22 protein-coding genes are annotated in these 24,410 nt (G+C 69.3%); 12 read left to right on the top strand and 10 right to left on the bottom strand.

Annotated features, from left to right (window positions below):
* Window positions 1-2: 2 nt before the first annotated feature.
* The 6 genes from dusA to EV668_RS13700 form a co-directional block, all read right to left on the bottom strand.
* Window positions 3-998 carry a tRNA dihydrouridine(20/20a) synthase DusA gene (gene dusA, locus EV668_RS13725; RefSeq protein ID WP_133770929.1) on the bottom strand — a complete coding sequence of 332 codons (996 nt, stop codon included), beginning with the start codon at window positions 996-998 and terminating at the stop codon, window positions 3-5.
* 26 nt (window positions 999-1,024) lie between these two features.
* On the bottom strand, window positions 1,025-1,459 hold the full coding sequence (locus EV668_RS13720) for a BLUF domain-containing protein (RefSeq protein ID WP_208111540.1): 435 nt from the start codon (window positions 1,457-1,459) through the stop codon (window positions 1,025-1,027).
* Window positions 1,459-3,198 carry a putative bifunctional diguanylate cyclase/phosphodiesterase gene (locus tag EV668_RS13715; protein ID WP_133770925.1) on the bottom strand — a complete coding sequence of 580 codons (1,740 nt, stop codon included), beginning with the start codon at window positions 3,196-3,198 and terminating at the stop codon, window positions 1,459-1,461. Before EV668_RS13715 ends, EV668_RS13720 begins: the two co-directional genes overlap by 1 nt.
* 254 nt (window positions 3,199-3,452) lie before the next feature.
* The gene (locus EV668_RS13710; protein ID WP_166652462.1) at window positions 3,453-4,298 is read right to left on the bottom strand and encodes a universal stress protein; all 846 of its coding nucleotides are present in this window, start codon (window positions 4,296-4,298) and stop codon (window positions 3,453-3,455) included.
* A gap of 162 nt (window positions 4,299-4,460) precedes the next feature.
* Window positions 4,461-6,128, bottom strand: coding sequence for a gamma-glutamyltransferase (ggt, locus tag EV668_RS13705; RefSeq protein ID WP_245513167.1), 1,668 nt, complete (start codon window positions 6,126-6,128; stop codon window positions 4,461-4,463).
* A gap of 169 nt (window positions 6,129-6,297) precedes the next feature.
* Window positions 6,298-7,893, bottom strand: a complete 1,596-nt coding sequence (locus tag EV668_RS13700) for a serine hydrolase (RefSeq protein ID WP_208111539.1) — start codon at window positions 7,891-7,893, stop codon at window positions 6,298-6,300.
* A 460-nt stretch (window positions 7,894-8,353) separates the two neighbouring features.
* Between EV668_RS13700 and EV668_RS13695 the strand changes: the two genes are divergently transcribed.
* A complete protein-coding gene (locus EV668_RS13695) occupies window positions 8,354-8,983 on the top strand; it encodes an invasion associated locus B family protein (RefSeq protein ID WP_133770920.1) in 630 nt (209 codons plus the stop codon).
* Window positions 8,984-9,099: 116 nt separating this feature from the next.
* Window positions 9,100-9,789, top strand: coding sequence for an RraA family protein (locus tag EV668_RS13690; RefSeq protein WP_133770918.1), 690 nt, complete (start codon window positions 9,100-9,102; stop codon window positions 9,787-9,789).
* Window positions 9,790-9,814: 25 nt separating this feature from the next.
* Here the strand turns inward: EV668_RS13690 and EV668_RS13685 are convergent, their stop codons facing one another.
* From EV668_RS13685 to rpmI, 3 genes are all read right to left on the bottom strand, one after another.
* Complete coding sequence (locus EV668_RS13685; RefSeq protein WP_133770916.1) at window positions 9,815-10,873, bottom strand: aromatic ring-hydroxylating oxygenase subunit alpha; 1,059 nt, start codon at window positions 10,871-10,873, stop codon at window positions 9,815-9,817.
* A gap of 193 nt (window positions 10,874-11,066) precedes the next feature.
* Window positions 11,067-11,444 (bottom strand): 50S ribosomal protein L20, encoded by a 378-nt coding sequence (gene rplT / locus EV668_RS13680; protein ID WP_133770914.1) that lies wholly within the window; start codon window positions 11,442-11,444, stop codon window positions 11,067-11,069.
* Window positions 11,445-11,502: 58 nt separating this feature from the next.
* Complete coding sequence (gene rpmI, locus EV668_RS13675; RefSeq protein WP_133770912.1) at window positions 11,503-11,703, bottom strand: 50S ribosomal protein L35; 201 nt, start codon at window positions 11,701-11,703, stop codon at window positions 11,503-11,505.
* Between the two features lie 343 nt (window positions 11,704-12,046).
* Here rpmI and EV668_RS13670 point away from each other — a divergent pair, with 343 nt between their 5' ends.
* The 4 genes from EV668_RS13670 to EV668_RS13655 all read left to right on the top strand — a co-directional run bounded on the left by EV668_RS13670 (window position 12,047) and on the right by EV668_RS13655 (window position 15,498).
* A complete protein-coding gene (locus tag EV668_RS13670) occupies window positions 12,047-12,757 on the top strand; it encodes an RNA polymerase sigma factor (RefSeq protein WP_133772021.1) in 711 nt (236 codons plus the stop codon).
* Window positions 12,758-12,777: 20 nt separating this feature from the next.
* A complete protein-coding gene (locus tag EV668_RS13665; protein WP_133770910.1) occupies window positions 12,778-14,865 on the top strand; it encodes a VWA domain-containing protein in 2,088 nt (695 codons plus the stop codon).
* 67 nt (window positions 14,866-14,932) lie between these two features.
* Window positions 14,933-15,130, top strand: coding sequence for a type II toxin-antitoxin system VapB family antitoxin (locus EV668_RS13660; RefSeq protein WP_133770908.1), 198 nt, complete (start codon window positions 14,933-14,935; stop codon window positions 15,128-15,130).
* Window positions 15,127-15,498, top strand: coding sequence for a type II toxin-antitoxin system VapC family toxin (locus EV668_RS13655; RefSeq protein WP_133770906.1), 372 nt, complete (start codon window positions 15,127-15,129; stop codon window positions 15,496-15,498). The genes EV668_RS13660 and EV668_RS13655 overlap by 4 nt, the downstream gene beginning before the upstream one ends.
* Window positions 15,499-15,504: 6 nt before the next feature.
* Here the strand turns inward: EV668_RS13655 and EV668_RS13650 are convergent, their stop codons facing one another.
* Entirely contained in the window at window positions 15,505-18,588 is a 3,084-nt protein-coding gene (locus EV668_RS13650) for an efflux RND transporter permease subunit (protein WP_133770904.1), read from the bottom strand.
* Window positions 18,589-18,687: 99 nt separating this feature from the next.
* Here EV668_RS13650 and EV668_RS13645 point away from each other — a divergent pair, with 99 nt between their 5' ends.
* From EV668_RS13645 to EV668_RS13620, 6 genes are all read left to right on the top strand, one after another.
* The gene (locus EV668_RS13645; protein ID WP_245513165.1) at window positions 18,688-19,626 is read left to right on the top strand and encodes a sulfurtransferase; all 939 of its coding nucleotides are present in this window, start codon (window positions 18,688-18,690) and stop codon (window positions 19,624-19,626) included.
* Window positions 19,627-19,903: 277 nt separating this feature from the next.
* On the top strand, window positions 19,904-20,635 hold the full coding sequence (gene minC, locus EV668_RS13640) for a septum site-determining protein MinC (protein ID WP_133770902.1): 732 nt from the start codon (window positions 19,904-19,906) through the stop codon (window positions 20,633-20,635).
* 34 nt (window positions 20,636-20,669) lie between these two features.
* Window positions 20,670-21,485 (top strand): septum site-determining protein MinD, encoded by an 816-nt coding sequence (minD, locus tag EV668_RS13635; protein ID WP_133770900.1) that lies wholly within the window; start codon window positions 20,670-20,672, stop codon window positions 21,483-21,485.
* Window positions 21,482-21,745, top strand: a complete 264-nt coding sequence (minE, locus tag EV668_RS13630) for a cell division topological specificity factor MinE (protein ID WP_133770898.1) — start codon at window positions 21,482-21,484, stop codon at window positions 21,743-21,745. Before minD ends, minE begins: the two co-directional genes overlap by 4 nt.
* Window positions 21,746-21,902: 157 nt before the next feature.
* A complete protein-coding gene (locus EV668_RS13625) occupies window positions 21,903-23,117 on the top strand; it encodes an MFS transporter (protein WP_133770896.1) in 1,215 nt (404 codons plus the stop codon).
* Between the two features lie 366 nt (window positions 23,118-23,483).
* The gene (locus EV668_RS13620) at window positions 23,484-24,350 is read left to right on the top strand and encodes a Na+-dependent transporter (RefSeq protein ID WP_133770894.1); all 867 of its coding nucleotides are present in this window, start codon (window positions 23,484-23,486) and stop codon (window positions 24,348-24,350) included.
* The last annotated feature ends 60 nt before the right edge of the window (window positions 24,351-24,410 follow it).

Genomic DNA, 24,410 nt, shown 5'->3' with positions numbered 1-24,410 from the left:
CGTCAGGCCGCGATCGGTTCGGGGGCGCTGCGCGAGACGAGCGCGACCGCCTCGCGCAGCGTCGCGAGGGAGGCGTCGGGACGGGTGCCCGCGGTCGCGAGATGGCGGCGATAGGCCCGCGCGCCCGGCCGTCCGTTGAACAGGCCGAGCATGTGCCGCGTCACGGCATGGAGGCGCAGGCCTTCCCCGAGACGGGCGGCGATATAGGGCTCGAAGGCCTCGATCGCCTCGAAGGGATCGGCCGCGGGCGCATCCTCGCCGAAGAGGTCGGGATCGACCGCGAGCAGCCGGGCCGGCTCGCCATACGCCGCGCGTCCCATCATGACGCCGTCGACATGGGCGAGTTGCGCCCGCGCCTCCTCGATCGTCGCGATGCCTCCGTTGATGCCGACGAGCCGATCCGGCCAGGCCTGTTTCAGGCGATGCACGCGGCCGTAATCGAGCGGCGGCACGTCGCGGTTCTCCTTCGGCGAGAGACCCTGCAGCCAGGCCTTGCGCGCATGGACGATCAGCGCATCCGCACCCGCCGCGAAGACCGTCCGCGCCATGGCGTCGAGCGCTTCCTCGATATCCTGGTCGTCGACGCCGAGCCGGCATTTCACCGTCACCGGCACGGAGACGGCGCCCTTCATCGCCGCGATGCAATCGCCGACGAGGCCCGGCTCACGCATCAGGCAGGCGCCGAAGCGTCCGTTCTGGACCCGGTCCGAGGGGCAGCCGACATTGAGGTTGATCTCGCCGTAACCCCGATCGGCGCCGATCCGCGACGCTTGCGCGAGGTCGGCCGGATCCGAGCCGCCGAGCTGAAGCGCGACGGGATGCTCCAGCGCATCGAAGCCGAGCAGCCGCTCACGCGGGCCGTGGATCACTGCGCCCGTCGTGACCATCTCCGTATAGAGCAGCGCCCGCCTGGACAGGCCGCGATGGAACGCCCGACAATGGCGGTCGGTCCACTCCATCATCGGCGCCACGGAGAATCGGACGTTTCGGCGAGCCATTCGTTCCCTATAGCGCCTTCGCTCTGTCAGGCCTTCTCTTCCTCGATCGCCAGCCGAACCAGCGTTTCGAAGAGCGCGTCCCCGGTCATGCGGGATGGGTCGAAGCCGCTCGCTTCGGCCGTCCCGCTATATCGCATGGTTTCGTGGACCGAAGCTCCGACGAAGCCCATCGACCAGTTGGCGAAGGCCCGTCGCGATGCCGGCTCGAATGCAAGCAGGGACACGTCACCATGCCGCTCGTCCTGCTGGATGCGCTCGAACACGTCCTCGATGGCCTCCCGCCGACCTTCCAGGACCTGCGCGAAACAACCCGAATTGAACATGAGCGCGCCGGTCACATTGTCCCGAGCATTGTTTCTCCGGCTCGCCTCGAGGATGGAGGAGATCGCCGTATCGAGCGCCTCGGGCCCGTCCGCCACGCGATTTCGGCTGTAATAGACGAGCCTGTACAGATCGGCCATCAGTCATTCTCCCGGGATGACGAGCCCTGAACTCCTGAACTCAGCAATGCGGCGGCCTCCCGAGCCGGGACTGGCCGGCCCGTGAAATAGCCCTGAACTTCCGTGCATCCTTCGCTCCGGACGCATTGCAATTCCGCCAGCGTCTCGACCCCTTCAGCCGTGGTTTTCATGCCGAGACCTTTGGCGAGGGCGGCGATCGCTCGCACGAGATGAAGACGATCCGGCTCATGGTCGATGTTCCGGATGAACGAGCGGTCGATCTTGATCTTGTCCAACGGGAATTTCTGCAGATAGCTGAGCGAAGAGTAGCCGGTTCCGAAATCGTCCATCGAGATGCGGATGCCGAGGGCGCGAAGGGAGCGGAGCACGGCGAGGACAGCGTCGCTGTTCTCGAGCAACGCGCCTTCGGTGATCTCCAGCTCGAGGCGGCTCGCAGGCAGACCGGTCGCCGAAAGAGCCGACGTCACGACCTCTAACAGCCTTCCGTTGCGGAACTGGACCGGCGACAGGTTCACGGCGACGGAGATGTCGCCGGGCCAGCTCATGGCCTCCCGACACGCGGTTCTCAGCACCCATTCGGATACGGCCGAGATGATCCCGATTTCCTCCGCCGCGGGAATGAATTCGCCGGGGCTGACGGGACCGCGTACCGGATGCTGCCAGCGGATCAGTGCTTCGAAGCCCGAAATGGCGCCCGTCGCGATGTCGACCTGGGGCTGGTACACCACATCGAACTGCTTCAGCGCCAGCGCCCGTCGAAGGTCGATCTCCAGGAGCCGTCGCGCCTGGATACGTTCCGTCATGCCGGTCTCGTAGACGCGAAACGTGCCTTTGCCTGCGGCCTTCGCCTGATAGAGCGCGAGGTCTGCGTTCTTCAGCAGAACATCGGCGTCGAGACCGTCCCGGGGTGCGACCGTGACGCCGATCGTCGCGCCGATATGGATGGTGTGCCCCTCCAGCACATAGGTGCGACCGATCAGGTCGACGAGCCGCGCCGCCAGAAGCTCCGCAGCGTCGGGTTGCTCGGCCGCGGACTGGATGACGCCGAACTCGTCGCCGCCCAAACGGGCGGCCACGTCCTCGTCCCGGAGCGCGCCGGTCAGTCTGGCCGAGACCTTGCGCAGCAGGGCATCTCCGAGCGGATGCCCGAGCGTGTCGTTGATCGCCTTGAACCTGTCGAGGTCGATCAGGAGGATCGCGACACGCCCACTGTTCCGCTTGACGACCTCCAGGCGATCCAGAAGCTGATGATGAAAGAGCGTCCGGTTCGCGAGGCCTGTCAACGGATCGCGGTTGGCGAGCTCCGCGCTTCGCACGTGATCGGTGACGTCGTCGAGGCTCAGCACGAAGCCGCCGTTGGACAAGGGGCGAACCTCACAATCGAGCACCCGTGAATCGGCGAGATGGACACGCGTGCAGGTGATCGGCTCGTCCGCTGCCGAGGAGAGGCGGGCTGCTTCGACCCCGCGAGCGCCGCAGCTGGTCAGCAGCGCTTCCATCGTACATCCGATCGGATCGACGCCGGCGAAGAGAGCCTCCGCGCTCGCATTGACGTATTCGATCTCCCGGTCCTCATTCAGGATGATCACCGCGGTCGCCATTTCCGGGAGTGCCGTCGGGCGCGGACCGGAAGCCGAACGCAAAGGGTCGCCGAACAACGCTTGATCGCTTCCCGTGGGCGATCCGTTCGCGGCGGCGCGATCCGGATCATGCCGGGGAGGAGTCAGGCCATGCCGCATCTTCGACCTCTTGGCCTTAGCCCCCCGCCGAGGGCTGCGACGATCGACCTGCGCATCACGAGGCTCCCATCATGGAGCGCTAACGCATCCCGCCGGCAATTTGTGCCTGACTGATCGGGGCTATCGCGGGCCGCCGGGGTCGATCGCCGGTGCCGAATGCGGAAACAGCCCTGAGCAATGCGCGCGACGCGGCGCGCGCCGAAGGCGTCGTCGTGATCGATCCATGGCAGCGTTGAACGGGTCGGCCTCTCCTCTCAATAGGACTGGAAGAGCGGGACGGGACTGGTCTCGAGCAGCGAATTCGTGACGCCGCCGAGCACGGCCTGGCGGAAGCGCGAATGGACGAAGGCGCCCATCACGATCAGCTCGGACCCCGCCGTGCGGACGTGCTCGCGCAGGGTCGCGGCCACGTCGCCGCCTTCGGCCTCGAGCAGCACGAGTTCGGCCGCGACGCCGTGCAGCGACAGATTGCCGAGGAGATCGGCGCCCGACGCCGCCTTGCTCAGGTCCTTCTCGCCGCCGACGACCACGACCGAGACGCTCTGTGCGCCCTTGAGCAGCGGCAAGGCATCGGCGACCGCCCGGGCCGAACGCGCGGAGCCGTCCCAGGCGATCGAGACCCGCTGCGGGGCGGGATTCCCGCCCTCCTTCGGCACCACGATGATCGGCCGCCCGCCATTGAACAGCGTCTCCTCGATCAGGTGACGGTTGCTGCCCAGCACGCCGTCGCCGGCGTCGAAGATCGCGACGTCCCGCACGCGCGCCAGGCGGCCGAAATGCTCGACGAGACCGTCGAAGACGCGGTCGGGAGCATCGATCGCGGCATCCACGCCAGCCTCCCCGGCGACCTGCCGGGCGGAGGCGCCCACTGCTGCCGCGACCTCGCGCCGACGCCTGTTCTCGTCGCCGACCAGCGAGGTCGCGACGTCTCCGATCACCGTATAGGGCACCACGAGCTGGGGCACGAAGACATGGATTGTCAGCTTCGCCTGCTGCCGCGCCGCGAACCCGGCCCCGAAACGGACGGCGGGACCCGCCGCGCCGACGCCGTCGAGGGCGGGCACGAGCCCGACCAGAATGCTCTTGAACGCCAGCGTCATCACCGCCCCCATTGTCGTTGCGTCACCTCGTCGGCGCCCTTCGGCCGAAGGGCCGCGAGGAACCGATGCCGGCGATCCTACCCGGACCGAAGCGGCGGCAATTGATCTGCCGCAAATCGGTCGCGGTCAGGCCCGGACGCCCCCGGGCCGAGGCGGCCGCGCTTACGACGTCGTCGTCTTCGACAGGCGCGGATCGGGCCAGAAGGAGGTCCCGCGGCGGGCGAGTCCTCCGCCCATTCCCATCGGGACGCCGTCCGCCCGCCAGCAGGCGGCTCCGGTCATCGTGCCGTCGGGCTCGAAGGCGATCGCGCACATCCCGCCCGCCACGTGATCGACCGCCGCGACCTCGTGACCGAGGCTCTCCAGAGCCGAGCGCGCGCCGTCCGCGATGCCCCGCTCGAGTTCGGCCTCCTGGCCCCAGGAGAAGACGCGCGGCGCCTCCACCGCCTCCTGCACGCTCATGCCGTGATCGACGAGGTTTAGGACGGCCTGCATGGCGGAGGCGGGGATGCGGTGCGCGCCCGGCAGTCCGAGGGCGAAGATCGGCTTGCCGTCGCGCTTGCCGATCAGCGCGGTGATGCCGCTCGTGATGCGCTTGCCCGGCTGCAGCGACAGCGCGAACCCGGGATGGGGATCGAACAGCGACATGTAGTTGTTGCAGATGACGCCGGTGCCCGGAACCATCACGCGCGAGCCGAACAGGCTGTTGATGGTCTGGGTGGAGGTGACGAGGTTGCCCTCGGCATCGGCGATCGTGACATGGGTCGTGTTGGCGGATTCGTTGGAGACGATGCCCGGCGCATAGGTGCCGGCGCGCGCGGGATCGATCTCCTGCCGCCGCAGGGCCGCGTAGTCCTTCGAGATCAGCCTGGCCTGCGGCACGTTCACGAAGGCGGGATCGGCCGTCGCGGCCCGTCGGTCCGCCGCCGCGATCTTGAGGCATTCGAGGACGAGGTGGAGGGTCTCCGGCGAGCCGAAGCCCAGCGCGCCGAGATCGAAGGCCTCCAGCATGTTCAGGATCTGGATCGTGTGCACGCCGCCGGAACAGGGCGGGGGCGGCCCCATGATCTCGACGCCGCGATAGGTCCCGCGAACCGGCTCGCGCTCGATCGTCCGATAGGCCTCGAGATCGGACAGGCGGAGGAAGGAGCCGGCCCCTTCGAGATGCCCGGCGATCTCGCGCCCCAGCGCGCCGCCATAGAGGAGGCCGGGCCCGTCCTTCGCGATCCGCCTGAGCGTCTGCGCATAATCCCCCTGGACGAGGAGGGCACCCGCCTCGAGCGGGCGGCCGCCGGGCAGGAACACCTCGGCGATCGCCGGGTCGAGGGCGAGGTCGGAGGCGGCGTCGGCGATGCAGTTCGCGAGATAGGGCGTGACCCGGAATCCGCGCGCGGCATGCCGGATGGCCGGTTCGGTCAGCGCGTCGAGCCCGAGGCTGCCGAACCGCTCGGCGACCTCGCACCAGGCCTTGAGGTTGCCCGGCACCGCGATCGCCTTCGGGCCGACGCGGTTCTCCCGTCCCTCCGTTTCCATGTAGTCGGGCCAGGTGTCGGAGATGGGCCTGTAGCTGTCCGGCCGCGCCGCCGCGGGTGCGGTCGAAAGACCGTCGATGACCATCTCGCGGCCGTCGGCGAGGCGGATCAGGGCCGTGCCGCCGCCGAAGATGCCGACCATCATCGGCTCGACGACCGTGAGCGTGAACAAGGCCGCCACCGTCGCGTCGACGGCGTTGCCTCCCGCGGCCATGATCTCGACGGCGGCGGCGGACGCGAGCGGATGGTTGGTCACGGCCATGCCGCGCGTCGCCGTGACCGACGTCTTCTCGCACATGAAGGGGCTGCCCGCCCTCGACCGCCAATCCGCCACGATGATTCGCCCTGCTCGATGGGCCGGACGTCGCCGGCATCGACCGCATTATCGGTCGAGGGGTCGCTCAGGTCCAACACGATGCCGATGGAACCGATCAAAGATCAGACCGGGCGGCAGCCGGCTCTCGGGCTCACTCCCGCAGGAACAGCCCGCGCGCGGCATCCTCGCTGAAATACTCGATCCTCAGGGAGGCGACCTTGCCCTCCGATCGATCGAAGGTCAGCGTCGAAATCGAGCCGGGAGCCGCGTCCTCGCCGTCGAGATCGAAGGCGAAGGTGTCGCCGTTCCAGTGGCGCAGCCTGAAGAGCTTGGCGCCGTCCCGGCCGGCGGCGAGGGTCAGCCGCCCTTGCCCGCGCGTGATCGCGATCCGCCCGAAATAGGCGTTCGCGTAGGCGCCGAGATACGCCTCGTCGGCGGCGGGCGGCAGCGGCGCGGAGGGCGGCGCCTGGCCGACGAGCGAGCCGAACGGCTTGTGCATCGGGGCGAAGAGGCCCGCATAGGCGGAAAACCAGTCGCGCGTGACGGTGCCGAACTGGACGAGATCGGCGAATTCGGCGCCGAGAGCCTCGACCGCCCCCGTCGGCGCGGCATTCGACAGCACGACGATGCCGAGATCGAGCGAGGGAACGAGCACCAGGTTCGTCGCCGCGCCGAGGAGGAAGGCGCCCGAATGCGACAGCACCACCCGCCCGGAGGGCGACACGTTCACGCCGATGCCGAACCCGTAGAAGCCCGCGCGATCCGACGGGTTCGCCGGCGCATGAGAGACGGTCTGCGGCCCCAGCATCGACCGGAGCGCCGTTTCCGTCACGACGGCCTTGCCTGCGCTCCTCCCGCCCGCGAGCACCATCGCCATCCAGCGCGCCATGTCGGAGGCCGTCGAACTGACGCCGCCGGCCGGCGATTGCGCGTCCGGATCGCGCTGATACTTGGCGCGGTAGACCCCATCGACCTTGACATGGGGGACTGCGCGGTTGCCCCGGCGCATGAAGTCCTCGAAGCGCGAACTGGTCCGGCTCATCCCGAGCGGGCCATAGATCGTCGTCTGCGACAGCGCCGACCACTCGGTGCCGGACGCCCTGGCGACCGCTTCGGCGGCGGCCGTCACGCCGAAATTCGTATAGGCGTAGCTCGCCCGGAAAGGCGAAAGGGGCAGATGGCGCAGCTTCCCGAGGATATGGGCGCGGTCGTAGCCCAGATATTCGAGAACGTCGCCGCCGTGATCGGGCAGGCCCGATCGGTGCGCGTAGAGATCGCCGACGGTGACGTTGCGGCTCACCCACGCATCCGACAGTGCGAAGCCGGGCAGGAGGTCGCCGACCGGCGTGTCCCACCGAACGGCACCGCGGCCGTCGCCGATCGTGGCGGCGACGACGCTCGCGCCGACGGGCTTCGACAGGGACGCGAGTTGGAACACGGTCTCGGCGTCGACGGCGCCCGGCTCGCCCGCCTGGCGGACGCCGAACCCCTTCGCATAGACGGTCCGGCCGCCGCGCACGACGGCGACCGACAAGCCGGGTATGCCGGCCTTGCGCATGATCCCCGCCGCCAGCTCATCCAGCCGCGCCACGGCCGCGTCGATCCGGGCGGGCGGCACCGGCAGAGCCACGGCCTCGGAAGGGGACGATGTGGGATCGATCACCACCTCGGCAGCTCCTCGGCCCGGCACCGACAGCGCGAGGACCGCAGCCAGCGCGAGGGCCGCGGGGCGATGGCGGCGGGCCAAGCCGCGACGCTCGCAGGGCAACCGGCCGCCGCCCCGGTCCACGCACGAGGAATGAAGGCGCATCGTACGGTTCCTCGAGACGTCCCGGGACCGTCGAGAGATCACGAGCGCGAGCGCCGCTCAAGCCCGACTTCTCGATGCGGATCGGAATAGCGATGCGTCCCGTGCGGGCGCCACGGCGGATCGGCTCGCCGTCCGATCCCGGCGAGCACACTCTGGATCGGTTCCAGATCATTGTGATTGCGTGACAAAACGCGATTGACTATGCGCGGGTCTTTCCGGCTTCGCGGAGGCAGGCCGCAGGCGAGGACGATCGCTCGACGGTGCCGTCGAAGCGGAGCCGAGACGCCTCGCGGGTCCTTCGCGTCCGGTCCTTCGACAGGCGACCGAGCGGACACGCCGACCGCCCGGGCGAGGCTCGACCCCGCACCGGGCAGCAATGGAGACGATCGTGCAGAGGATGAAGGTTCGTTCTGTCGGGGCCCTTGGGCGGCGGGCCGCCTGCCTTCGGCCGGGCCTGCGGGGCGCGCTCGTCGCGGCCGCCGTCCTGGCAGCCTCTGCCGCCACCGCGCAGCAGCGGCCGGCTGCGGCCCCGGCCAAACCGGCACCCGCAGTGACGCAGCCGGCCCCGGCTGCCCAATTGCCGAACGGCGCCAACGCGATCAACGAGACCTTCGGCGACTGGACCGTCGATTGCCGCATCACCGACAACCAGAAGCGCTGCGTCCTCTCGCAGGTCCAGGGCAACAGACAGACCGGCCAGCGCGTCTTCGCGCTCGAGCTGGACGTCCCGAAGGACGGAAAGACCGAAGGCACGATCCTGATGCCGTTCGGGGTCAATCTCGGCAGCGGCGCGCTCCTCAAGCTCGACGACAAGGACCTCGGCCAGGGCCTGCGCTTCTCGACCTGTATGCAGCAGGGATGCCTGCTGCCGGTGAGCCTTCCGACCGTCGCGACGGACGCGATGCGGGCCGGCAAGACGCTCGTCGTCGCCTCCCTCAACCTGTCGACCGGCGAGCCCATCACCTTCAACGTGTCGCTGGACGGCTTCGGTGCGGCCCTCGACCGGACGATCCAGCTCGGCCGCTGAGGCCTGATCGCGTTCGGCGGGCCTTGGCCTGACCGGACGGATCGCCCACACTGCGCTCAGCTCCGGGCCGGGTCCGATCCCGATGCGGGGCTTCAGCCCATCCCGGACACGCCCCGATGATCCACGATCCGCCCCTCATCCGCCTGCGCCGGACCGTTCCGCGCCCCACCGAGGCGCAACTCGCGGCTCTGCGCGGGACGCCGACGGGCTTCGTCGTCGACGCGATGCATGGCGACGCCGCCTTCTCCCGGGACATCAAGCCGATCGTCGCCGACCAGGCCTCGTTCTGCGGCGTGGCCGTGACCTGCCAGGTCGGGCCCGCCGACAATCTCGCCATCTTCGCGGCCCTTCCCCTGCTCCAGCCCTCCGACGTCATCGTCGCGGCGGCCGGCGAGTTCTACGGCACCGCCGTCGTCGGCGATCTCGTGCTCGGCATGGCGAAGAATGGCGGCGCGGTGGGCTTCGTGACCGATGGCTGCGTGCGGGACGTGCCGGGCATCCGCGATGTCGGCCTGCCGTGTTTCGCCGCGGGCGTGACGCCCAATTCGCCGGCCAAGACCGGGCCTGGGACGGTGAACCTTCCCGTCACGCTGGCGGGCCGCCACGTGCGGCCGGGCGACGTCGTCATCGGGGATCAGGACGGAGCGGTGGTCGTCCCCTTCGAGGAGATCGACCGCGTGATCGCGGCCCTCGAGGAGATTCGCGCTGCCGAGGCCGCGCTCGTCGCGAAGGTCCAGGGCGGCCTCAAGGTCCCGCCCTGGGTCGAGGCGATGCATCGGGACGGCCGCGTCGTCGAGGTCGACTGAAGGCCCCTCGCCCGGCGAGGCGGGCTCAGCTTCTCCAGCGCAGCGTGCGCGGGACGAGCGGGTTGGCGAAGGGGCGCGATTCCGACTGCGCACCCTTCCACTCGTCCTTGACGCGCATCCACCAGCGCGCCTGCGTGTCGGCGTCGTTGATCAGCATCAGGCGGGGCTGGTGCATCAGCCCCTCGCGCTGCTGCACGACCACGCGCCGGTCCTGGTCGAGGAAGACGGTCATGAGGTGCTGCGCCAGCGGCCGCACGAAGGGCACCCAGCCCGGCGTCGTCCAGAAGAACTGGTAGACCTCGGTGTCCTCCTCGGTGACGGGCGTGATCGCGGTGAGGCCGACGACGGCGTGCTTGTCGCCGTGCACCTCCTCGATGCGAAGGCCCGGCAGCTTGTAGGAGATCTCGGTCTCGACGTCCTTGCCGAGCAGCTTGTAGACGAGGTTCTGCGGCGGCAGCTTGTGGCGCACCATGCGCCAGCCGAGCTCGGACGGCTCGAAATGCTTCTCCTTCGGGCGGAGCTTGGTCGCGTCCTTCTTGAACCACCACGACGTATGCACGAAGGCCGCGTGGGTCGGGTCCATCAGGCCGAAGGCGGCATGGTCGGTCGAGCAGGGAAAGGGCAGCATGATGCCGAGCGTCGGGGCGACGTCGTCGGCGAAATGGGGCATCCGGGCCGGCTCCGGCTGGCCGCCCTCCGCGGGCGTCTCGCCGTCCTTCGGGAAATAGATCCAGATCAGGCCCTGCTGCTCGATGCAGTCATAGGCGCCGCATTTGATGCGGCCGAACTCGATCTTCTGCTCCTCGCGAAGCGAGGGCACCTCGACGCAGGTGCCGGTGCGGTCGAACTTCCAGCCGTGATAGCAGCACTGGACGGTCTCGCCGTCGAACTTGCCGTAACGGAGCGGAATGCCGCGATGGGGGCAATTGTCCCTGAGCGCGAAGACCTTGCCGTCGTTGTCGCGGCCGATCAGGACGGGCTCGCCCATCAGCGTCTTCGGCAGCATCTTGCCGCGACGGACGGATTTTCCGGGCGCGGCGACGTACCAGAGGCCGCGCAGGAGTTCGGCTTTCAGGCCCTGCATGGGTTGGCCTGCCTCATGCGCATCACCGTGCTCTCCGCAACTCCTTCTCCCCTTGCGGGAGAAGGTGGCCTCGGCGTCAGCCGAGGTCGGATGAGGGGTGGATCCGCGACGAGTTCGGGGCGTCGCCCCTCATCCGTCAGCGCTCCGCGCTGCCACCTTCTCCCGCAAGGGGAGAAGGAAGCTGTGCGCCAACTCACGCGGCCTTGACGACATCCGCCGGCAGGGCGGCCTTGGCCTTCTCGACGATCGCCGCGAAGGCAGCGGAATCGTGGATGGCGATGTCGGACAGGACCTTGCGGTCGACCGTGATGCCGGCCTTGGCGAGGCCGTCGATCAGGCGGGAATAGGTGAGGCCATGCTCGCGCGCACCAGCATTGAGACGCTGGATCCAGAGCGCCCGGAAGGTGCGCTTCTTGTTCTTGCGATCGCGATAGGCGTATTGCATCGCCTTCTCGACCGCCTGCTTGGCGATGCGGATGGTGTTCTTGCGCCGGCCATAATAACCCTTGGCGGCGTCGAGGACTTTCTTGTGCTTGGCGTGGCTGGTCACGCCGCGTTTGACACGGGCCATGATGAGACTCCTGAATTCGGGACGGTGAAGAAGCGACTTGCGCGAAAGCGGGCTGCGATCAGCCGTTCGGCAGGAAGAACTTCTTCATGTTGTCGGCATCGCCCTTGAACATCACGGTCGTGCCACGCTGGTTGCGGATCTGCTTGTTGGTCCGCTTGATCATGCCGTGGCGCTTGCCGGCCTGGGCCATGATCACCTTGCCGGTTCCCGAAATCTTGAACCGTTTCTTGGAGCCCGAATGGGTCTTCAGCTTGGGCATTTTGCTCTCCTGCGGCGGGGGGCCGCCGATATGCGCCGCGCGGAAATGCGGCGGATGCCGCGCCCCGGGACGCCTCGATGCTGCTGGAGCATGCCGAACCGCCACGGCAGCCCTTGAAGGCCGGGCGGTTCGAAGGCGGGGCTTATGCCAGAGCGCCGGCCGCTGATCAAGGGCGGCGGGTCAGCAAACCGCACCATCCGCTCATCCCGCGGGCCTGCGACAAAAATGCTCGGCGATCGACCCAAGGAATTCCGCCGCCGCCGCGTCTCATGTGTCGAGTGCTCGAGATTCCGCGGAGGCATCGGACCAGGCGATGAGGCTGCAGCTTGTACCAGATGCCTGCATGACGGCCGAGGAGGACGCTCCCAGGGTTTCGACCCATGCCGGGAAACCCTACCCTCCTCCTGCTGAGGTGGCGACCGGAGGTCGCCCTCGCAGCACGCGCGACCGGGATGCGTCCTTCGAGCCCCCCGGGGCAAGCCCGGGGACACCTCAGGATGAGGAGGGAGAAATCAGCCGGCTTCGGGTCGTCGCCTCGGACCCCGACCTCCCTCTCGCCCGCGAGGCCGCTGCCGGCAGCCGGGTCGCCTTCGAGGCGCTGCTGCGACAGCATTACGACCGCATCCACCGCATCGCCTGGCGCATGACCGGCTCCTCGGCCGATGCCGAGGATGTCGCGCAGGACGTCTGCTGCGCGCTGGTCGAGACGATCGCCACCTTCCGCGGCGAGGCGCGGTTCACGACCTGGCTGTCCGGGATCGTGATCAATGCCTGCCGCGATCACCTCCGCCGCAGGCAGGCGCAGGAGCGTCAGCGCGAGGGCCTGTCCGTCCTCGCCGATCTCGCCGCCCCGGCCGACGGGCGCGACCTCTACCGGCAGAGCTGGCTCGCCAGCGAGATCGGCCGCCTGCCGGCGGACCTGCGCGAGACCATCCTCCTCGTCGCCGGCGAGGGCCTGACCCATGCCGAGGCGGGCACCGCGCTCGGCATCGCCGAGACGACCGTGTCCTGGCGCCTGCACGAGGCGCGTCGCCTCGTCGCCGACCGCCCCTGACCTTCACCTAGGAGAGCGTGATGACCGCAGAGTTCCGCCTGGACCGGCTCGAGACGCCCGCCCCCTCCCGCGAGGCGCGCGACCGCGCCGTCTCCGCCGCGCTCCAGCGCTTCGACCGGCACTATCCGGGCCGCGCCGCGACCGGACGCGTCGCGGCGGATCGCGGCCAGGCGACGTCGCCGCGCCGCCGCTTCGTGATCCGCCGCCACCAGGCCGCCCTCGCCGCGTCCCTCGCGATTCTGATCGGCGGCCCGCTGACCTACATGGTCGCGCGGGATGACAGGCCGGCCGAACAGGCGGTGGAGGCCGAGGTCTCGAAGCCGGCGCAGGTCCGGACGGCCGAAGCGCCGGCACCAGAAGTCGTCATCCCGCCGCCCGATGCGGCCGGGCCAACCGTGGTTCCGCCTGCCGAGCCGACAACGCCGGCGGCTGAGCCTCGAGGCGCGACCGCCGATGCAGCCGCTCCTCCGCCGCCCACAACGGCCGCGCCGGCCCCCAAGCTCGCCCGGCCGTCGCCCGTCCTCACGCGGCAGATGCCGCATGTGGTCCACCGCGAACGTCTCTACGCGCCCGAGATGCGGATGGCCCAAGGGAGTGCCCAAGGCGGCGCGGCGCTCATGGAAAGGCCACCCGTCGTACCCGAGCCCCAGGGTCGCGACCAGTTCGCCGGCGCGGCCGAGAACGGCTTCAAGACGGCGAAGGACCAGCCCGTCTCGACCTTCTCGATCGACGTCGACACCGCCTCCTATTCCTTCGCCCGCGCCTCGCTCGGCCGGAACGTCCTGCCGCCGCCGGCCTCGGTGCGGACGGAGGAGCTGATCAACTACTTCCCCTACGCCTATCCGGCGCCGGCGAGCCCCTCCGAGCCTTTCCGGACGGATATCGCCGTCTTCCCGAGCCCCTGGACCGAGGGTCGCAAGCTCGTGCGGATCGGCATCAAGGGTTACGCCGTGCAGAAGGCGGAGCGGCCGCGCGCGAACCTCGTCTTCCTCGTCGACACCTCGGGCTCGATGAACGCGCCGAACCGGCTGCCGCTCGTCAAGCAGTCGCTCGCCATGCTGCTCGACCAGCTCGACGGGCGCGACCGGGTCGCGATCGTGACCTATTCCGGCTCGGCCGGCACCGCGCTCGAGCCGACCCCGGCCTCCGAGAAGGCGAAGATCCTCGCCGTGATCGACGGGCTCGGGGCGGGCGGCTCGACGGCCGGCGGCGAAGGCATCCGGCAGGCCTACAGCCTCGCCGAGCGCAGCTTCGACAAGGAGGCCGTGAACCGCGTCGTCCTCGCGACGGACGGCGATTTCAATGTCGGCATCCGCAGCCGCGACGAGCTGAAGGGCTTCGTCGAGCGCGAGCGCGGCAAGGGCATCTTCCTGTCGATCCTCGGCTTCGGCATGGGCAACTATAACGATGCCCTGATGCAGAGCCTCGCCCAGAACGGGAACGGGACCGCCGCCTATATCGACACCATCGCGGAGGCGCGGAAGGTGCTCGTCGAGGAGGCCACCTCGACGCTGATCCCGATCGCGAAGGACGTGAAGATCCAGGTCGAGTTCAACCCGGCGACGGTGCAGGAATACCGGCTCGTCGGCTACGAGACGCGGCTCCTCGCGCGGGAGGATTTCAACAACGACAAGGTCGATGCCGGGGATGTCGGCTCGGGCCAGAGCGTGACGGCGCTCTACGAGATCGTGCCGGCCGGCGGCGCGGGAAGCGTCGCGGCCCTGCGCTACGGCGCGGAGGCGGCCCCGGCGGCGAGCGGGGCGCCTGCCGCCGGCAGCGATGCGAAGGCGGAGGAATACGGGTTCGTGAAGATCCGCTACAAGCTGCCGAATGCCGACACGAGCACGCTGATCTCGACGCCGATCGGCAAGGCGGGCGAGGCGGCGAGGTTCGAGGACGCGCCGCAGGAGGCCCGCTTCGCGACCGCCGTCGCCGGCTTCGGCGAGATCCTGCGCGGCGGCAGGCATACCGGCCGCCTCACCCTCGACGACGTCGTCCGCATCGCCCAGGGCGCCAAGGGCGACGACCCCTACGGCTACCGCGCCGAGTTCGTGAACCTCGCCCGCGCCGCGAAGACGGCCTCGTCGCTGCCGGCGCAGCGGCGTTGAGCCGAGCATTGAAGGTGGCATCGAACGATGCCATCTTTGATGCCTCTGTCAGCCTGCGATCGCCGCTATGCGAACAACCTTGTCATTGGATGACGACCTCTTGGAGAAGGCGCGGCGCTATACGGGGATCGAGGAGAAGTCCGCCATCGTCCGCGAGGCACTGAAGGCGCTGATCGAGCGAGAGGCGTCACGGCGCCTCGCGCGCCTCGGCGGCAGCGAGCCGGACTTGTCTGCACCTCCCCGTCGGCGCTCCGGCCCCGCGTGATCCTCGTCGACACCTCGGTCTGGATCGATCACCTCAATCGCGGCGATTCTCTCCTTTCCGAGCTCCTGAACAAGGGGCTCGTCGCGACTCACCCTTTCGTCATCGGCGAACTCGCGCTCGGTTCGTTGCGGCAGCGAGACCGCGTGATCCAGGCGCTTCAGGCGCTTCCGACGATCCCCCGCGCCTTCGACGATGAGGTTCTGGTCTTCATCCAGAATCACGCCTTGCAGGGCAGCGGGATCGGCTATGTCGACGCGCACCTCCTGGCGTCCGTGCAACTCGCTCAACCATCGTCGCTGCTGACGCGAGACCGCAGGCTCGGAGAAGCCTGCCGACAACTCGGCATCTCCTACGCTCCCGGGGCGTAACGCGCCCTATTCCGCCGGCTGGAGCCGCGTGGCCCTGCGCCGCCCCGGACGGTGGAGGCGGCTGAGCAGAAGGTAGATGGCGGGCGTCGTGTAAAGCGTCAGGACCTGGGAGACGATCAGGCCGCCGATGATGGTGATGCCGAGCGGGCGGCGGATCTCGGCCCCGACGCCGGTCGCGATGGCGAGGGGGACGGCGCCGAGGAGGGCGGCGAAGGTCGTCATGAGGATCGGGCGGAAGCGCTCGATCGCCGCCGCCACCGCCGCACGCGCCGGCTCCATTCCCTCGCGCTCGAAGGACAGCGCCGCGTCGACCAGCATGATGCCGTTCTTCTTCACGAGCCCGATCAGGAGGATCAGCCCGATCAGGGCGATGATCGAGAGGTCGAGCCCCGTCACCTGAAGCGCGATCAGCGCGCCGAGCCCCGCCGATGGCAGCGTCGAGAGAATGGTGAAGGGGTGAACGAGGCTTTCGTAGAGCACCCCGAGGATGATGTAGACCGCGACGAGCGCCGCGAGGACGAGGAGCCCGTAATCGCCCGCGCCGCCCGCGAAGGCCTTGGCGTCGCCGGCGAATTCGAAGCGGATACCGGGCGGCAGCGGCAATTCCCGGATGGCAGCCGTGATCGCCTGCGTCGCGGCCTCGATGCCGAGCCCGCCCGTGACGTTGTAGCTGATGGTCACGGCCGGAAAGGAGCCCTGGTGGTTGACGGTCAGCGGCGCGAGGCCCCGCTTGACCGTGGCGAGCGCCGAAAGCGGCACCGCCGTCCCGTCCCGCCCCGGGACGTAGAGGCGGGTCAGGTCGCTCGGGTCGTCCCGGTCGCCGCCCCGCACGTCGAGGATGACGCGGTACTGGTTGCGCTGGGTGTAGATGGTCGAGATCTGGCGCTGCGAGAAGGCGTCGTTCAGCACCGCCCCGACATCCTGCATGCTGACGCCGAGCCGCGAGGCGGCCGTGCGGTCGACCTCGACGGTCGCCTGCAGCCCGCCCTGGTCCCGGTCGCTCGAGAGATCGGCGAGCCCCTCGACCTGCCGGAGCCGCTCGAGGATGCGCGGCGTCCAGGCGTCGAGTTCGTCGATATCCTGCGACAGCAGCACGACCTCGTATTGCGAGCGGCTCTGACGCCCGCCGGCCCGGACGTCCTGCGCCCCGAAGAGGAAGGCGCGGATGCCGACGATCTTGGCGAGTTCCGCCCGCAGCCGGGCGATCACGACCTGGGAGGTCTCCCGATCCGCGTCCTGCCTGAGGCTCACAAAGAGCCGGCCCTGGTTCACCGAGCCGCTCCAGCCGCTCGACCCGGCCGACGAGGAGACGCCCGCCACGGCCGGGTCGGCGCGGACGACCGCGGCCACCCGCTCCTGGAGCGCGGCCATCGCGGGGAAGGAGATGTCGGGCGAGGCCTGGGCGAAGCCGATCAGGAGACCGGTATCGTCCTGCGGGAAATAGCCCTTCGGAATGGTGCGGAACATGTGCATCGTCAGGCCGACGGCTGTCAGCGTCACGAGCAGCATGAGCCAGGGATGGCGCAGGGCGTCCCCGAGCGTCTCCGCATAGAGCCGGGTCAGCCGGGCGAGGCCGCCCTCGACGACGCGGTCGAGCCAGCTCTGCTTCGCGCGCCCGTGCGGCAGATGCCCGACGATCATCGGCGCGATGGTCAGCGAGACGAGCGTCGAGACGACGACGGCCGCACCGAGGGTCGCGGCGAATTCCTGGAAGAAGCGCCCGATCACCCCCGGCATGAAGAAGAGCGGGATGAAGGCGGCCAGCAGCGACAGGCTGATCGAGATGACCGTGAAGCCGATGTCGCGCGCACCTGCGATGGCGGCCTCCATGCGGGTCATGCCCTCCTCGAGCCGCTTCTGGACGCTCTCGATCATGACGATCGCGTCGTCGACGACGAAGCCGACCGAGATCGTGATCGCCATGAGCGACAGGTTGTCGAGCGTGAAGCCGAACAGCCACATCGCCGCGAAGGTGCCTGCGATCGAGAGCGGCACGGTGATCCCGGCCGCGAAGGTCGGCGTCGCCCGGCGCAGGAACAGGAACACCACCAGCATCACGAGCGCGATCGTCTCGAGCAGCGTGCCGCGCATGTTGGCGAGCGAGGCGCGGATGGTGAGCGTGCGGTCGCTCATGATCTCGATATCGATCGCGGCCGGGATCCAGCGCCGCAACTCGGGCAGCACGGCGCGGACGCGGTCCACCGTCTCGACCACGTTCGCGCCCGGCTGGCGCGTGACCTGGAGCGTCACGGCGGGCAGGCCGTTATACGAGCCCGAGGCGCGCCGGTTGCGCGTGCCTCGCTCGACCGTCGCGACATCGGCGAGGCGGACGACGATGCCGTTGCGGGAGCGCACGACGATCCGGCCATATTCCTCGGGTGTGCCAAGCTGACCGTCGAGTTCGAGCGCGATGGCCCGGTCGGGCCCGTCGAACGAGCCGAGCGGCGCGCGGACATTCGCCGCGACGATGGCGTTGCGGACATCTTCCGACGACAGATCCATCGCGGCCATGCGCTGCGGATCGAGCGTGACCCGGATCGCCGGCTGCTCGGCGCCGCTGACGATCACCTCCGCGACCCCTTCGACCTGGGCCACCCGCTGGGCGATCACCGTGTCGGCGACGTCGTAGATCGCCGAGGCGGGCATCGTCTTCGAGGTGAGGGCGAGAATCAGGACGGGGAAGGCGCCGGGATTGGCCTTGCGATAGGTCGGGGGGCTCGGCAGGTCCGAGGGCAGGTCCGTCGCGGCGGCGTTCAGTGCCGCCTGGACGTCCCGCGCCGCCTTGTCCGCGCTGCGGCCGAGATCGAACTGGACGGAGATCGAGGTCGAGCCGAGCGAGGAGGTCGAGGTGAGCTCGGTCACGCCCGCGATCGCGCCGAGCCGTCGCTCGAGCGGTGCGGCGACGGTCGAGGCCATGGTCGCGGGATCGGCGCCCGGCCGCTGGGCCGAGACGCGGATCGTCGGGAAGTCGACGGTCGGCATCGAGGCGACGGGCAGGAACAGATAGGCCACGAAGCCGACCAGCAGCAGCGCCACCGCGATCAGCGTCGTCGCCACCGGCCGCCTGATGAAGGGCTCGGAGGGGTTCACGAGGATCGCTCATAGCGCGTTCCGGGCCGGAGCGGCAGCGTCCCGGCACGCCACCTCCCCGGCGCGGGCGTTTCGCCGCGGGAGCCGGAGGAGATCGGCTTGACCCCGATCGCCCCGGACGGCCAAGCTGACTTCATCAAGGGGAGGATCGTCATGCCGCAATCGGCCCGATACGCATATCCGGACGCCATCGTCAGCACGGCGTGGCTCGCGGACAATCTGGCCGACCCGTCCCTGCGCATCTTCGATTGCACGACGTATCTGCGCTACGAGACCGGGACGGGCCGGCCCTACCGGGTGGAAAACGGCCGCGAGGACTACGATCGCGGGCACATTCCCGGCTCGGCCTATCTCGACCTCCAGGGCGAGCTTTCCGACCCGTCCAGCCGCTACAATTTCATGATGCCCGAGGCCGAGGACCTCGCCGCGCGCTTCGCGCGGAAGGGCGTCGGGGACGGGACGCGCGTCATCCTCTATGCGCGCAAATCCCCGCAATGGGCGACGCGGATCTGGTGGATGCTGCGCTCCATCGGCTTCGACGATGCGGCGGTGCTGGATGGCGGATTCGACCTCTGGGAGGCGGAAGGCCGCCCGACCGAGACGGCGGAGACCCGATACGAGCCTGCAACCCTCGCAGCCCGTCCGCGCGCGGGACTCTTCGTCGGCAAGGACGAGGTGAAGAACGCCATCGGCGACGGGGCGACCTGCACGATCAACGCCCTCGCCCCCGATCTGCACCAGGGCGACAATCCCCGCTACGGCCGCCCCGGTCGCGTTCCCGGAAGCGTGAACGTTCCGGCCGCCGCTCTGGTCGATGCCGGCGCGCTGACCTTCAAGTCGCCGGAGGAGGCCGCGGAGCTGTTCCAGTCGGTCGGCGCGGACAAGTCGAAATCGATCCTGCTCTATTGCGGCGGCGGCATCGCGGCGACCCTCGACGCCTTCCTCCTGCACCAGCTCGGCTATGCGAACATCGCCGTCTACGACGCTTCGATGAGCGAATGGGCGAAGGACGAGACGCTGCCCATCGAACGGGGATAGGAACGCAGGGGCCGGCACACCCGGCCCCTGCCGCCGCCCGGCCTGACCGAATCCCCCTCGCCTTCCGAGCCGTCACGACCGCCGATCGACGGCTCCTGTCCCGGCGCCCCACCGGACGCCGCTGACCCTCGCGCGGGGTCCGTCCGATAACCGACGCACCGCGCCCGCCGCTGCGAACCGCAGCCTTTGCAGCGGTCTTTCCACCGCGTCCGTCGTCGCGCTTTACGCCTCGTTAACCATAGCGTCCCTACACGGACATCACTGAAAATTTACCAAGATGACCGCCGTGTTAACCGAATCCCGGCCGATCCGCCTCAAAGGACGCAGCTTTCTCGCCCTGGCCCTCGCGCCGGAGCTGCCCTTCGACGATTGGCTGGCGCGGCTCGACGACCTTGCCGCCCGGTCGACCGGGTTCTTCCTGCAGCGGCCGGTCGTACTCGACGTCAACGGCCTGACCATCGATCGGAGCCAGTTGTCGGAGCTCGTCGAGAAGCTCGGCGCGCGCAAGGTCCGGATCATGGGAATCGAAGGCGCGCGCCCGTCGCTCCTCGGCCCCGACATGCCGCCCGCCATGCTGGACGGGCGTCCCGCCTCGGATGTCTCGCCCTCGGCGGATGGAGCCCCAGCGGTGCCCGCCGCCGACAGCGACGCGCCGGCAGCCTCGCCCCTGCCGAAGGCGCCCTCCTCGATCGTCGTGTCGCAGCCCGTCCGATCGGGCCAGTCGATCGTCTTCCCGGACGGCGACGTGACGGTGATCGGATCGGTCGCCTCCGGCGCGGAGGTGATCGCCGGCGGGTCCATCCACATCTACGGCGCCCTTCGGGGCCGAGCCATGGCCGGCACCACCGGCAACGCCGAGGCACGCATCTTCTGCCGCAAGCTCGAGGCGGAGCTGGTCGCGATCGACGGCTATTACCGGACGGCCGAGGACCTCGGTTCCGATCTGCATGGCCAGCCCGCCCAGTTCTGGCTGGAGGGCGACACTTTCAAGGTCGGGTCATTCGCCTGAGCCGACGGGGCGGCTCCAGAAGGGAGAGAGGTCAATGGGCAAGGTCATCGTAGTCACATCGGGCAAGGGCGGCGTCGGCAAGACGACATCCTCCGCCGCCCTCGGCGCAGCGCTCGCGCGGAACGGCGACCGGGTCGCGGTCGTCGATTTCGACGTCGGGCTGCGCAATCTCGACCTCGTGATGGGCGCCGAGCGGCGCGTCGTCTACGACCTCGTCAACGTCATCCAGGGCGAAGCCAAGCTCACGCAGGCCCTGATCCGCGACAAGCGGCTCGAGACGCTGTTCCTGCTGCCGGCCTCGCAGACGCGCGACAAGGACAACCTCACCGCCGAGGGCGTCGCAGAGGTCATCGGCGCCCTGAGACAGGCCTTCGACTGGGTCATCTGCGACAGCCCGGCCGGGATCGAGCGCGGGGCGACGCTCGCGATGCGCCATGCCGACATCGCCGTCGTCGTGACCAATCCCGAGGTGTCGTCGGTCCGCGATTCCGACCGCATCATCGGCCTGCTCGATTCGAAGACCCTCAAGGCGGAGAACGGCGAGCGGATGGAGAAGCACCTCCTGCTCACCCGCTACGATCCGCTGCGGGCCGAGCGCGGCGACATGCTCAAGGTCGACGACGTGCTGGAGATCCTGTCGATCCCGCTGCTCGGCATCATCCCGGAGAGCATGGACGTCCTGCGCGCCTCGAATGTCGGCTCGCCCGTCACGCTCGCGGACGAGACGAGCGCACCGGCCCTCGCCTATTTCGATGCCGTCCGCCGCCTGAAGGGTGAAAACCTTCCGGTTACCATTCCGGGCGAAAAGCGAGGCTTCTTCGGCAAGTTCTTCGGAAGGAGAGCGGCATGAACCTGCTCCGCCTTTTTACCCGCACGCAATCGGCGCCCGCGGCGCGCGAGCGGCTGCAGGTGCTGCTCGCCCACGAGCGGGCCTCCGCCGGCGGCTCCGACCTCGTCACGAAGCTCCGGACGGAGATCCTGAGCGTCATCTCGAAGCACATGCAGATCGACGACGACAAGGTCAGCGTCCGGATGGAACGCGGCGCCCAGGTCTCGACCCTCGCGGTGGATATCGAGATCCCGTTCGACGGCGGCAAACGGGCGGCCTGAGCCGCCCGTCCAGCGCGGCCGGACGGCCGCCCGCTCGACGGCCGTCCCCGGGGCGGATGATGCCCCGCGACGGGGGCCTCGTTTTCGGCCGGCCGGCCCTGCACGTTTTGCAGGCAGAGTCGATTGACCTGCCACCCTCCCCGTCGCAAGGCGGGTCATGAGCTCGATCGCCCTTCCCCAGAAGGCGGCGCGGCCGTTGATGCCGGTCCTTCTGGCTCTCAGCGTCGCCCATCTTCTGAACGACCTGATCCAGTCGATGATCCCCGCGATCTATCCGCTGATCAAGGACGCCTATGCGCTCGACTTCACGAAGATCGGCCTGATCACGCTCGCCTTCCAGGTCACGTCCTCGCTGCTCCAGCCGCTGCTCGGCTACGTCACCGACAAGCATCCCTGGCCCTATGCCATGGTGGCCGGGATGGGCTCGACGCTCGCGGGGCTGCTCGGCCTCGCCTTCGCCGTGAGCTACGAGATGGTGCTCGTCTCCGCCGCGCTCGTCGGCCTCGGCTCGGCCGTCTTCCATCCGGAGGCGACGCGCATGGCGCGGCACGCGGCGGCGGGCCGGCAGGGCCTCGCGCAGGGCGTCTTCCAGATCGGAGGCCATACCGGCTACGCGCTCGGGCCTCTCCTCGCCGCCATGATCGTCGTGCCGCGCGGGCAGGAAAGCCTGTCCTGGTTCTCGGGCGTGGCGCTCGTGGCGATGGTCCTCATGGCCTGGACGGCAGGGCGCTACGCCGCCCTCCGGCGCGAACAGAACGCCGCCACCAGCCGTCGGCCGGACGAGGCGACGACACCGCGCCTTCCGGCGGCGCGCGTCGTCTTCGCGATGGGGGTCCTCATCGTCCTCCTCTTCTCGAAGAACGCCTACACGGCCGCCTTCACCTCCTATTTCACCTTCTACCTGATCGAGCGCTTCGGGGTGAGCGTGCAGGTCTCGCAATACATGCTCTTCCTCTATCTCGTCGTCGGCGCGGTCGGCGTCATCGTCGGCGGCATGATCGGGGACCGGATCGGCCGCGAGCGCGTGATCTGGCTCTCGATCCTCGGCTCTCTGCCCTTCGCGCTGATCCTGCCCCATGCCGACCTCCTCTGGACCGGCATCCTGAGCGTCGTGATCAGCCTCGTCATGGCGAGCGCCTTCTCGTCGATCCTGATCTATGCGATCGACCTCGTGCCGCATCGCGTCGGGCTCGTCGGCGGGCTGTTCTACGGCCTCGCCTTCGGCCTCGGCGGCATCGCGGCCGCGGCGCTCGGGCTCCTCGCGGACCGGATCGGGATCGTCGCCGTCTTCGGTCTCTGCGCCTGGCTGCCCGCCTTCGGTCTCCTCACCTTCCTCCTGCCCCGGACCCGACATCCTCCTTCCTTGGGGTGACGAGATCGGCTGCTGGACCATCGGCGACAGCAGCCGCGGCCAGATCGCAGACCGGACGCCGACTATCGACCGGATCGGCGACGAGGACGTCGCGGCCGCGTTCTCCCTCGTCGATCAAGTCTTGCTGGCGGAACAGCCTTCTCGGGCCTTCCCGCCGGGCATCGTTGTACGGTAGAAGACAGGATCCGGGAGGGAGCGGCCGACGCGGCGGATCTTCGACGACACCTCGACGCCGCCCCGGCGCGGAACGCCGGCACGGCTCTCGTGGTGCTGGGCATCGCGATGCTCGTCGTCGGGATCGCGGCAATCGTCAGCATGCTCTTCCCTATCGGGCCCCTGACCTGAGGCTTCCGGCGGACGAACCCCATGATCGACAGCGCCCAGATCCTCGGTCTGACCCTCAACGTCAGCATCTTCCTCGTCGTCTTCGCGCTGGGGCTGAAGACGCAGAGAGGCGATGCGGTCTACCTGTACACGCGGCCAAGCCTGCTCCTCCGCTCGCTCCTCGCCATGAACGTGGTCATGGTCGTCGTCGCCGTCGTGATCAACGCCCTGTTCGACCTGCCCCTGCCGGTCGAGGTCGCGCTGATCGCGCTCGCGGTTTCGCCCGTCCCGCCGGTCCTGCCGGCCAAGCAGACCAAGGCCGGCGGCTCGGCCTCCTACGCCATCAGCCTGATGGGCATCGCCTCGGCCGCTGCGATCGTGATCGCACCGCTCGCCTTGATCCTGGTCGGCGCCCTCTTCGGACGCGCCGCGGCCGTGCCCGGCACGCGCATCGCGATGATCGTCCTCGTCTCCGTGATCCTTCCCCTCGCGGCGGGCATCGCCGTGCGCTTCATCGCCCCGGACGCGGCGCGGCGCCTCGCCCGGCCGATCTCGATCCTGGGCACGATCCTGCTCGCCATCGGCATCCTGCCGGTGCTGTTCATGGCGACGGGCACGCTCTGGGCCATGGTCGGCAACGGCGTCCTCATGGCGCTGGTCGCCTTCGCTCTGATCGGGCTCGCCGTCGGCCATGTCCTCGGAGGTCCGGAGCCCGAGCACCGGGCGGTGCTGGCCCTCGCGACGAGCACGCGTCATCCCGGCATCGCCATCGCCATCGCGAGCCTCGCCTTTCCGGACGAGAAGGCCGTGATGGCGGTCGTGCTCTACCATCTGGTCGTCGGGGCGCTCGTCTGCGTTCCCTATGTGCGCTGGGGCCAGGGGCATGCCGGCGCACGGCAGCGAACGTGAGCCGCTCAGCCTCGGCGTAGAGCCGCCGAGGCGCGGCCCGAGGGCGACGGGGACCGTACC

The sequence above is a fragment of the Enterovirga rhinocerotis genome (assembly GCF_004363955.1).
Lineage (GTDB): Bacteria > Pseudomonadota > Alphaproteobacteria > Rhizobiales > Beijerinckiaceae > Enterovirga > Enterovirga rhinocerotis.
Note: the sequence above shows the minus strand (reverse complement) of the source record. Positions and strands in the feature narration are given on the sequence as shown.